The sequence below is a fragment of the Azohydromonas australica DSM 1124 genome, assembly GCF_000430725.1.
Taxonomy (GTDB): Bacteria; Pseudomonadota; Gammaproteobacteria; order Burkholderiales; family Burkholderiaceae_C; genus Azohydromonas; species Azohydromonas australica.
The window spans coordinates 1-10,200 of the sequence record NZ_AUMO01000133.1; the positions used below are offsets into that span (position 1 = coordinate 1).

10 protein-coding genes and 1 pseudogene are annotated in these 10,200 nt (G+C 66.4%); 1 reads left to right on the forward strand and 10 read right to left on the reverse strand.

Features of this window, described 5'->3' with window-relative positions; all coding sequences use genetic code 11:
• From H537_RS0118245 to H537_RS0118285, 10 genes and pseudogenes are all read right to left on the reverse strand, one after another.
• Window positions 1-272, reverse strand: a 272-nt coding sequence (locus H537_RS0118245) for a transposase (RefSeq protein ID WP_028998997.1), incomplete at its 3' end; no start/stop codon positions are given.
• A gap of 61 nt (window positions 273-333) precedes the next feature.
• Window positions 334-492: pseudogene (locus H537_RS44015) on the reverse strand (IS5/IS1182 family transposase); the annotation flags it as partial.
• A gap of 392 nt (window positions 493-884) precedes the next feature.
• Window positions 885-1,211 carry a hypothetical protein gene (locus H537_RS0118255; protein ID WP_028998998.1) on the reverse strand — a complete coding sequence of 109 codons (327 nt, stop codon included), beginning with the start codon at window positions 1,209-1,211 and terminating at the stop codon, window positions 885-887.
• Between the two features lie 176 nt (window positions 1,212-1,387).
• Window positions 1,388-1,864 carry a hypothetical protein gene (locus H537_RS0118260; RefSeq protein ID WP_043459167.1) on the reverse strand — a complete coding sequence of 159 codons (477 nt, stop codon included), beginning with the start codon at window positions 1,862-1,864 and terminating at the stop codon, window positions 1,388-1,390.
• Between the two features lie 323 nt (window positions 1,865-2,187).
• Entirely contained in the window at window positions 2,188-2,637 is a 450-nt protein-coding gene (locus tag H537_RS44020; protein ID WP_084150798.1) for a single-stranded DNA-binding protein, read from the reverse strand.
• Between the two features lie 554 nt (window positions 2,638-3,191).
• Complete coding sequence (locus H537_RS53140; protein WP_156901821.1) at window positions 3,192-3,629, reverse strand: hypothetical protein; 438 nt, start codon at window positions 3,627-3,629, stop codon at window positions 3,192-3,194.
• A 1,046-nt stretch (window positions 3,630-4,675) separates the two neighbouring features.
• A complete protein-coding gene (locus H537_RS0118270) occupies window positions 4,676-5,473 on the reverse strand; it encodes a hypothetical protein (RefSeq protein WP_028999000.1) in 798 nt (265 codons plus the stop codon).
• A gap of 3 nt (window positions 5,474-5,476) precedes the next feature.
• Window positions 5,477-5,824 carry a hypothetical protein gene (locus H537_RS0118275; protein ID WP_028999001.1) on the reverse strand — a complete coding sequence of 116 codons (348 nt, stop codon included), beginning with the start codon at window positions 5,822-5,824 and terminating at the stop codon, window positions 5,477-5,479.
• Between the two features lie 3 nt (window positions 5,825-5,827).
• Window positions 5,828-6,778, reverse strand: coding sequence for a site-specific integrase (locus H537_RS44025; RefSeq protein ID WP_156901822.1), 951 nt, complete (start codon window positions 6,776-6,778; stop codon window positions 5,828-5,830).
• The gene (locus H537_RS0118285; RefSeq protein ID WP_043459170.1) at window positions 6,778-7,569 is read right to left on the reverse strand and encodes a hypothetical protein; all 792 of its coding nucleotides are present in this window, start codon (window positions 7,567-7,569) and stop codon (window positions 6,778-6,780) included. Before H537_RS0118285 ends, H537_RS44025 begins: the two co-directional genes overlap by 1 nt.
• Window positions 7,570-8,949: 1,380 nt before the next feature.
• Here H537_RS0118285 and H537_RS44030 point away from each other — a divergent pair.
• A partial coding sequence (locus tag H537_RS44030) for an ATP-binding protein (protein ID WP_064735999.1) occupies window positions 8,950-10,200 on the forward strand: 1,251 nt, incomplete at its 3' end.

Here is a 10,200-nt window from a genome sequence, read left to right on the forward strand (position 1 = left end):
GCCGTCGCTTTTTCCAGGACGTCGCGCTCCATCTTCACGCGCGCGAGCTCAGCGCGAAGCCGTGCGATTTCCATCTGCTCGGGCGTCACAACCTTGTCGCCAGCGCCTTGCAGCGTTCCCTTGGCCGCCTCGCGCACCCAGTTGCTCAGCGTCGCCTTGGGTACGCCCAGGACCTTCGCCGTCACGCCTACCGACTGCCCGTCATTGACCAGCCTGACCGCCTCCAGCTTGAACTCCAGCGTGTACCTGGCGCGGGTCTGCTTCTCTTTCATGCAATAGCTCCTACTCTGATTTGACCATCAGGCAAGAACTACGTTTTTCGGGGGCAAGGTCAGCTGGCTCAGCCCGCTCGAATCCCAGGGCGTGCAGATCCAATTCATTGATGAAGACATCGATCACCCGCACGGTGCTGTCTTCGTCGATCCACTCGTCGAGGCTCTCGGGAAACAGGGCCGTTTGCGTCCGATCAGCCTCTCCGATGTACCGAGCCATGGTTCTCTCCACGTCGTACGCCAGCAGCCGACATGATGCGGCCGTGCCGCGTTTTCACACAGCCTCGGCTCTGAAGCGCCTGGATTCCCCCTTCAATTCCTGATCGCAATTCGGACATCGCGTTTGGATTGCCGGCTGACCGCTTTGGGCACGTTCCGGCTGGACAGGACAGGAGCCGCCGCTCTACAAAAGGCCAACTTCGTTTGCTCGCGAAATAAGCAGCTGCCGCGGCGCGACGCTGGCCGGCCACTCCATAGAATTCGCTGCGTGAGGCGCATCGGCTGCTGTACTGTCTTACACCGGTTGGCCAGACTTTGACCGCGCGGTGCCTTACTCCCGGTCCAGCGCGGCTGTTGTCGGCCGCTTCCTCCATATTGAGGAAAAGGCACTTGCTACTGAGCCAGAATCACCACGCCCCTGCCAACGCGCCGGCTGGCTCGCCGCAGCAGCAGGCTGGCAATCGCAACGCCGGGGACCAGCAGCGCCACTAAGAGCACAGGAATAGCCAGCAGCGGACGCAGTTCCAAGTTCTCCAGCGCCACGTTCATCACCAGCACGAACATGATGGCCGTGGGCAGCCACAACTGCAGCGCGATCACCACGAACTGCCTGGTCGTCACACCAGGAGCACCAAGGGCTGTGCGCAGCTTTGCGGCGGCCAGTACGGCTGCGATCGCCATCAGTTGCGTGAACAGCACGAACGCAATGAGTCCCTTCATTTTCTCCTCCCCCGGCACGAGGCCACTGATTTCTCCAGGCCCATCCGGCCTCAAAGACATGCACGACGGCGTCACTGCGCTGTGGTTCGTTACTGCAGAGCTTGCCGAACGCCAGTCGGCATGGGGGCCGGCATCTCGGCCCTGCCCGTTGTCTGTCAAGCCAAACTCGGCACGTCTCAACCCGGCGCCCGGAAGCCGCCCTCGATCCAGGCGCTGGCGCTCGCCGTGTTGAGCTTGAAGTTGGGGCGGACCTTCACGCTGGCCAGTTGCTCATCAAAGACATTCTTGGCCGACAGCACAGCATGGGGCTCGTACTCATCCGGCACGATGTCGAGCACCACGGTGATGCTTTCGCCGCCGGCGCTCACGGTGACGCTCTTGTGCAACAGGGCATGCTGGTGCTGCTCGGCACGGCGCCGCACTTCGCTGGCGGTTTTCACCAGCGTGTTGAAGGCCGACACGTCCAGCGGCTTGGGATTCTTCTTGTCGCGGCCCATGGTCCACGGGCCCACCAGCGCCGGCTCCGACTCGCCGTGGCGCGTCATCGCCACCGCCCAGCCGTCGTCGTCCTCGTTCTTGATGACCTTGGCTGTCCAACCGTTGTCGATCCACAGCCGGTCCTCATGCACGGCTTCCAGCGTTTCGGCGTCCATGATCTCTTCGATCGAATCTGTATAAAAACACAGTATTACAGAAGCAAGCTCGGCAATGGAAGGGGCCCCTGGCAGTGATGTGCTCGGACGGAAGTCGGGTTCCGGGCCGCTGTTCGGACAGCTGCCGGGTGCATGCGATGTGCCGTCACCAGAAGGCGGTGGGCTGCCACTGCACTCGGCAACAAGTCAAGACGGATGATTGGGCTGGACGAGCCAGCATCTTTGGCATCTGCCCGAAAAACTCCGTAGAGCTGCCCGGTTTGAGCACGCCGGCCATTCGGACAGATACCGGGTTCGACAGGGCGGTGCACCGCTGACTGCCGTCAGTTCCAGGGTGTCTCCGAAGCTGGCCAGCCGTCCGCTTCGGTTGCGGCTGCAGGCGCCGGCGATCGGTGGCCGCCCTGCCGAGCCGGCAGGGCGGCTCGCGGATTTGGCTGCTCCACAGCGCTGCTCACCGCGTCGCGCTTGCGCTTGACGTGGTACGCCGAAAGCACCTGGCTGGCGATCATGTCCATCGCAGGTCGAGCCTGGCCCTCCCGATCCGTCCACACCTTCGGTGTGAGCGTACCGGCCAGCGACACGGCATCGCCGTCCGCAAGCGCCAGCAGCGCCGCCTGGGCAATGGCGTCGAAGGCCAGGACGTTGACGAACAGCATCTCGCCACCAGCGGTGGCGGCGCGGACCTTGGCCGTGACGAACGGCTTGCCGCTGTTGTTCCCGACCCGCTGCTCGGGCCGGCCGTATACCTTCCCTGCCACCAAGCCTTCGATCATGACCTTCTCCTTCCGTGTAGCGGCCCGGTGCCAGGACACACCACGGCACCCTCAGCTGCACCGAGTTGTACGCCGGCAACCAGCACCCTGGTGCATGGACGGCTTCGACACCCTCTGGGCGCACGGCGGATTCCCGTCGAAGCCCTGCTCTACCAACCGGAGCGGCTCTGGCTGCCGCGTCGCCCGGCCATGGGCAACCCATGCCAGCGCTGAAGCCCCGACGGCTGACACCTGCAGCGCCCCCAATCCACAACGGCACGGGTTCGAGGCATGCAAGGCCCCTGGAGCAGCTCAACTCGGAATCCGAAGTCCACGCACATTCCCGGCGGCGTCGAGCATCGGCTGCGCGGTCAGGACCCTGCAGCGCGGCGCGGCTGCGGAACCATCAGCCACAGGGCCGCAAGGCTGCTTGCAATGCTTTTTTCGCCAAGCCGCTGCCCTGGTGGCCATTGCAGCACCCGATGCGCGGTCGCCCTGCGCTGCGCACCGGATGACAGCCGCGCTGGGCCGAGACCGAGTCCACCGGCAGCACTTGGCGCTCAGCACGGCTGCCGTCACTGCCACCGTGCAGTGAAAGGCAGCCATTTCGGACGCGCCGACGTCAATGGCGAAGCGGCCTTCGGCGCAGCAGCAGGCTTGGACGCCGGCTGCGCCTTGGACGAGGCTTGCAGGGGGTCCAGCGGCCGGTAGGACCGGCAAGGCAACTGCCTGAGTTCAGCGGAGGCCTCAACGGCTTCCCTGAGGGCCTGCGGCGACACGAGTTGGGCGAACGGGTTCATAGCTCTCCTTTTGGTCGTGGAAAACGTCGGCCTGCCTGATGCGAAGCGCCGCGCCCGAGGCCGGAGTCGGGTCACGCGCAAGTCCGTCTGATGGCTCCAGCCGGTCGAGAGAAACAAGTCACCCAGGAAAGCCGGCATGGCAAACACTTCTGCAGTGGCGTCGCCCTGCCGCGTGGAGCCAGCCGTGCACGCCTTCATGAAGTCCTCGGCCACGGCGCAGCACCGATGCAGGCGGCCTGGGTCAAGCAGCCGCTGCGGCGAAAACCACGGGAATCCCCAGGATGTTCTCGCCGTTCATCGGCCCGACGACTTCGGTGGACTTGTCATGAAAGCCCTGGCGCGCTGCGCCTTCTGGCAAGGATGGCAACCCGGTGGAGCCGGCCGATGCTGCCGGGGCCGGTTGCGCCCATGGTCAGGAACATACTGCCTCCCTCGCCTCCCATGCCATGGCAGCCAAGGTAGCAGCGGCGCCAAGCCGCAAAAATAGTCTTCTTCTACCGGTCGCATGGGACAAAGCTGGGGGGCTGCCCAGGCAGAATCTCCTATGCAGGTGCTGCGCAGCCCATGGCGTTGGCAGCGGTGGACGCACGGACTCCCGCCGCGAAACGGCCAGGCTCACCGAGCTGGTGATCTGCGCATCGCCTGTATCGGTCGCAGCACGACGGACGGCAAAGCTTCATTGCCAAGCCCTCGAGCGCCCGGTTCGACACCTCCTGCCGCGAAGACGGCATGCCTGTGATGTCGACGCCTTTCGACAGCGCCCCTGGCCTCGAACCTCGTCGCATGGCGTGCATGCCGCACGGGCCGCCTTGCTGCACCGGCTGCGATACAACCAGACGAGGCGGACCAATTTGGAACTGCGTCGCCTCTTCAAGAAAGACCGGAGACAACCCGGCGAGGTGCCTGCCTGCACGATCCGTGGTCTTGTAAAGCTGCGTTCGCACCCATCTTGGCTTTGAGCGGGCTTGACGGGGCGACACGGGAGCCGGCCGCCATTGCAGATACCGGCACGCCGTGACTGCCCTCTTGCATGGGCCGTACCTGCCACATTGGCTGCTCCGCCCTGCATGCCGACTTGCGCTTGCGCTTGAGCTGACATGCCGCACGACGGGTCTGACACACGGCGTGCGTTGCCTGCTGCGCTGGGCCTTTCCGGTACCTCTGGACCTTCGGCGCCAAGGCGCACCTTCCGGTACGGTTGAGGGCACGGTCGAGCTGGTTCGATCCAGCGCGACGTTGCACCCGCCCGTCCCAGCTCGCTAGTGCAGCCTGTGCCCGGCATCCTTCCGGGACGCCCTTCGATCACCAACCTCTGCGATGACCGGCTCCACCGCCAGGAGCATGCACGCCTCGCACACGAGCAGCTGGCCGTCCACCTTCTGCTCGATGCCACTGTCCTGCTGCAACGTGTCCAGGAAATCTTCGCACCAGGACGCCGCCAGCGGCCGGGTGGCAAAGACGTTGTTCTGCCAGGCTACGTCGCCTTCGGCCGTGAATGCGCACTGGACTGCGATCCCGAAAACGTCTACCTCGACACTGCGCAGCAGCGGCAGGCAACGGTACACCTGGGCGATATCCCCACCTGGCTCCGGCGCCCCAGGCTCGGCCTGCGCATGCGCTACTTGCCCGGCCTCAAGAAGCGACTCTTGCGGCTCTACCGGCGCGGCGCCCTTGCGGCGGCGCTTGTCCGCTTGACCGGTTGTCGGCATGCCGCGTGCAGCCCGCCGGGCCTCGCGGTCGCTGAGGCACTGCTTGCGCTTGACGAGCTCACTGCGCCACAGGTCCAGCAACCCGGGAATGTCTTGCTCGATGGCCTGGGGTGGCACCTTGAATTCGAAGTCGGCCATCACCGGGCCGTTGTGACCGGCCACCATGTGCGCCGGCATCCTCGTCGTCCTGGAGGGGCCGCGCAAGATCGGCACCGTCCCGGCACGGTTCGTTGGAAGCCACCGCAGCGTCTCGCGTTGCTGCGCATCGAGAGCATCGATACGCACCGTCATTTCACGAGGCGTGCCGCCGCGCTCGGCCGCGGGAATCTGGATCGCGATCGTTTCCATGGCTCAGCCTCCGTTGAGAATCTCGCGGTAGCGCCGTAGGCCCATGCGGACACTGCGTCGCGCCTGAAGCTTGGCCGACAAACGCTCCAGCAAGGCAAGCATTCGCGGCGCCAACTCGTCGTCAGGGTTGGCATCGAAAGTCCTGGCGGGGCCGCGATTCGTGCACGAGCCGTAATAGGCACAGCCGATGGACGCACGGCCGTGGCCCAGATCCTCGGCCACGATGCGCAGCGCCCTGTCGCGCGTCGCCTTGTCGATGGACATCAGGTCGCCGCCGCGAACCGGGGCCTCCAACCCCTGCCGGTTCAAGCCCCGGATCGCGAAGGCGGCACGCAATCCATGGCCGCTCACGCCTCACGCCTTGCGCGTGACACCGAGCTTTTCCAGCACCCGGCGGTACGTTCGCAGGTTCTGGATCAACCCCCGGCCCCGAGCGCCCAGGTGCCCGTGCTGTCCGCTTTCCCCGTGGACGAAGCACCGTGCGAACTCCAGAACGGCGTTTTCCCACGGGGCGCGGATCATGACGAGCCTCGGACGACCGCCCTTGCTGCCGGCGCTGGCCTTGCCGCGCAGACCGCTGGAGCCCGGCCTGGCGATGTTGATCGCCACGACGCTCTCCCCCGGCCAGCACGCCGCATCCAGGCGGAACATCACGGCCTCCCGTTTCCGCAGCCCGAAGGTGAACTGCAGCAGCAGCGCGACGCAAACCCAGGGCTCGATGGCCCAGGCATGCTCCATGACCGCGAGGGTATCGAGCCCGTGGCCTTCCCAGGTGAGGTCGCGTGCCGCCACCCTGGACCGGGCCGTGAGACCCGGCGGATGGGCGTGGATGCAGTCCATCAGCTGCGGCTGGCCGATCCAGCCGCAAAAGGCCCGCAACACGCTCACCAGGCCTGCCACCGTCGCCGGGGCCAGCCCCCCGGGCTCCCCCACGTCGTGAAGACGGCGGCGCCGCTGCCACTCGCCGAGCACGAACGCCACATGCCGCGCATCCAGGTTTGCAGGGTCCTGCAGCTTGAAGTCCGCCTCGCGCAACAGGCGGAATACGCCATACAGCGCTTGCCGCCGCGCCTGCAGCGTCCGGTTGGAGGCCTGGCGTCCGCCCTTGAGTTTCTGCCGGCCGTGGATCGCCAGCAGGAAAGCCAGCCGCGTCTGCCACGTGTGGGGCCGCCTCTGACCGCGTGGCGGGTATTTCGGCTTGGGGGCGATGATCCGTCCGGTGCCTTTGCGGCCACTGCCGGCTGGAGCGCGGGCCGGTATGGCAGCAGGCTCTCCAGGCGCAGTGGTTCCCATGCGTGCGTTCATCACCCGGCCCTGCCTTGCCCGGCGCGTGCGAGCCGAAGTTGGTACGAGATCGCGTTGCTCACCCGCCTGACGGCTCTCGGCGCTGGCAGGCCCGGCCAGCAGAGCCGCTCGCGCCCGCGGCGCACGACGAAATCCCGAGCGCCTTCGAGGACCGCCTGTTTGGCTGCGCATACCTCGATGGGCCGCGAATACTGGCCGCCCGCTCTGGACACCGGCACGACGCCGCGGGCCCGCGCCATGGCGGTCACGAGGTTCGTCATCAGCGCTTCCTCGCGCACCAGGCCCACCTCGCGCTCCAGCCGCGCCACCCAGTAAGTCGGGCTTGAATCGCCCACGCGGTCAAGCAGCCGGCGATACGTGTCGACCGGAGCGCCGGCCAGCGTGATGCGGCCTGCACCGACGGGTTCGCGCTTCTGGACCGCGGGCCCTGGCGCGCCGAGTCTTTGCAGCATCCCGCGCTTGCCCAGGGCCTCGGTGAAGCGTCGCATGGCGTTCCACCGCTGGGCCACGGTGGCATGGGAGAGGTTGCGCTGGCGCCAATTGTTCAGCGCGGCCATGCAGTGGACCTGCCGCAGGTTCTCGAGCCGCTGCACCGGATGGCCTGCCCGCCAGATCTCGCGGATGGTCAGCAGCACCAGGCCGGCGCGTCTGTCCAGCGCCGCCTTCGACGCCCTGGCATGCACCTCGAGCCGGGCGTTATGGCGGGACAGTGCGGACTGAACTCCATTCCTGAGCCTGCGGGCGGTGGCGTCGTCCATCTGCGCGCCGCGGGTCGCTTCGTCTGCGTTCATGGTCTTGGTCCCTACCGCTCATCGCGCTTGACCGTTGGGCTGGTGATCCTGCGGATGCCGCGCCAGCCCAGGATCGGAACTGCTGGCACGGGTGCCCGATGCGCTCGGGCGGGCGTGGCGAAGGGAGGTTGTCCTTACAAAAAGGAAGCCCGCGACGACGTCGCCCGCTCGCGCGGAACCCTGGCCAGTCAGGGGGCCAGGGTGGGAGGGGTCGGAGAGCAGGCGGCATGGGCTTGGCGTCATCGGCTTGGTGTTGCCTCGGCCTGACGCGATGGACCGTCCTGGTCATCGCGCCCCATGCGGCGTTCTCCGTCAAAAACGGCTGCGTGCGGACGGGCGCCAACCCGACCTTCTCCTGCCGCCCAGCGTTGCTGCGACTGGCGCGGCGGCGGTTGCCTTCGGAGTACACGTGCGAAATCTGGACCGGTGGGGCGTCACTGGAACTCGCTTCCAAACACTGAAAGCAAGGCCAGGTGCCTGTCGCTGCAGCGTTTGCGCCTGACTCTGTGACGGTTCAATCACTGAATCAACGGCCTCGCAGCAGCGCCGGCACGGCGCGACATTCCACGGGTTCGGCCGCGTTCGAGCGCGGCCGTGGCAGCGCACAAGCGCTGGCATGGCGTTGAGGATCGTCAGGCTGCAGGCCCGAGCGGCTCAGCAGCGGCACGCTGGCCCTGCTGACGCGCCGATCGACCGACCGGCGATACCCGGCAGCGCTGCCGGGGTCCGACGCACGAGGCGAACGGAAGAAGCTGGCATGGGGCTGACCCACATGCCTTGCTGATACGAACCGTCAGCTCGGTACGCGATGAACGTGAGCGCACGATAGATGCGGCGGCAGCGGCTTGTCAACAAGGCTTGCCTGCCAGCTCGGACGCGCCGCCTCTCGCCACCCGCTCTGTGCCGTCGTGGTGGTCCACGCGCACACGGCCGGCTTGGCCGGCAAGAGACCACTCGAAGCCCATACGGCGCCCGACGCGATCCTCACCCAGCCACGATGCCTGCCCTCGCGGTCGGCTTGGCCAGCAAAAGACCTCTCGAAGCCCACTTGGCGTCCAGCCCGGCCCCCATCCAGCCGCGATGCCCACGCTCACAGCCGGCATGGCCAGTACAAGACCGGTCGAAGCTGGCTTGGTACCCAGCACCGGCTGTCCGCGGCCACCTCGCCAGGCGTGAAGACCTGAGCGTGTCGAGCTCAACCTGGACCGCCCGCATCCGCGCCATGGCGGACGAGGGCCCTGGACAGCTTGTGTGCAGGGCCGACTCTTCGCTTCGACCCGCGCGCGTGGCGCCGGTACAGGCCGGATGGATGCCATCAAAGCCTTGTCTTGATTTGATGATCGATGATAATTATAGAAATTCCATAATTCGCGCCAAAACATGCCCGACATCTATCACCGGCCCGATCTGGCGACGCAGATGGCACAGCAGCTCCTCCACCCCGGCGTGCTGGACGAGGGCCTGCGTTCGGGGCTCTTCATCTCCGGCTTGCGGCGCACGGGCAAGACGACGTTTCTGCTCAACGACCTTATCCCCGCGCTGGAGGATGCCGGCGCGCTCGTCATCTACGTGGACCTGTGGAGCGATACGCGGACGAGCCCGGCCGTGTTGGTGCGAGACGCGGTGCGCAAGACGCTGGCCGACCTGCAGTCGCCCGCATCGGCGCTCGCCGCCAAGCTCAGACGCGTGAGCGGTATGGACGTGGGAGCCCTCTCGTTCAAGTTCGGCTTCAAGATCGAGAAAGTGGGCGCCGAGAACGGCACCACGCTCGCACAGGCACTGACCGAGCTGGTCGACCAGGCGGAGACCGACATCGTGCTGATCGTGGACGAGGTCCAGCACGCCATCACGTCCGAGGACGGCCAGCAGCTGATGCTGGCTCTCAAGGCGGCGCGGGACGCGATCAACACGAGACCCGGCACGCCGGGGCACTTCATCTTCATCGGCACCGGCTCTCACCGCGCGCTCGTGAGCGAGCTGACGTCCCGGCGCAACCAGGCTTTCGAAGGCGCGACGTCGGTGCCGTTTCCGGTGCTCGATGACGACTACGTCGCGCACCTGCTCAAGCGCCTCCTCAAGGAGAAGGTCGGTCCGCTGCCGTCAAAGGAGGTTGCGGTCCAGGCATTCAGAACGCTCGGCAACCGACCCGAGGAATTTCGCAAAGCCCTGCGTCTGCTGTACCAGCAGGTGCCGTCCGGCGGCAAACCGGACCAGCTTCTGCCGGTGATCGCCGCGACGCTGCGCTCGACGGCAGCGGACGTCGAGCTGATGAAGGTCGAGCAGCTGGGTGGTCTCGCTGTCGCGGTGTTCGAGCGCATTGCCAGCGCTCCCGGCGATGCCAAGGGCATGTTCTCGGCGGACGCCCTCGCCGAGTACGCCGCGGCCATCGGCCGCGAGGTGCGCACGGAGGACGTGCAGCGGACCATCAACGACCTCATGGCGGCGAACCTCATCATGCGCCGCGGCCACGGCCTCTACAGCATCACGGACCCGTTCGTCCAAGAAATCTGGCGCGAGAAGAGGGCGTTGTCGGAGAGTATGCGCGCAATTAACCACGTCTTGAGGACCGTGACGGCTGTTGAGAAGGTACGTGCCCACGTAGGCAGATGGGCACGTAATGTCAGACAGTCA

Bases quoted from the DNA above. Each gene is read 5' to 3' on its own strand.
- H537_RS0118255 (WP_028998998.1), bottom strand. From the start codon at position 1,211: ATGAAGGGACTCATTGCGTTCGTGCTGTTCACGCAACTGATGGCGATC.
- H537_RS0118260 (WP_043459167.1), bottom strand. From the start codon at position 1,864: ATGGACGCCGAAACGCTGGAAGCCGTGCATGAGGACCGGCTGTGGATC.
- H537_RS44020 (WP_084150798.1), bottom strand. From the start codon at position 2,637: ATGATCGAAGGCTTGGTGGCAGGGAAGGTATACGGCCGGCCCGAGCAG.
- H537_RS0118270 (WP_028999000.1), bottom strand. From the start codon at position 5,473: ATGGAAACGATCGCGATCCAGATTCCCGCGGCCGAGCGCGGCGGCACG.
- H537_RS44025 (WP_156901822.1), bottom strand. From the start codon at position 6,778: ATGAACGCACGCATGGGAACCACTGCGCCTGGAGAGCCTGCTGCCATA.
- H537_RS0118285 (WP_043459170.1), bottom strand. From the start codon at position 7,569: ATGAACGCAGACGAAGCGACCCGCGGCGCGCAGATGGACGACGCCACC.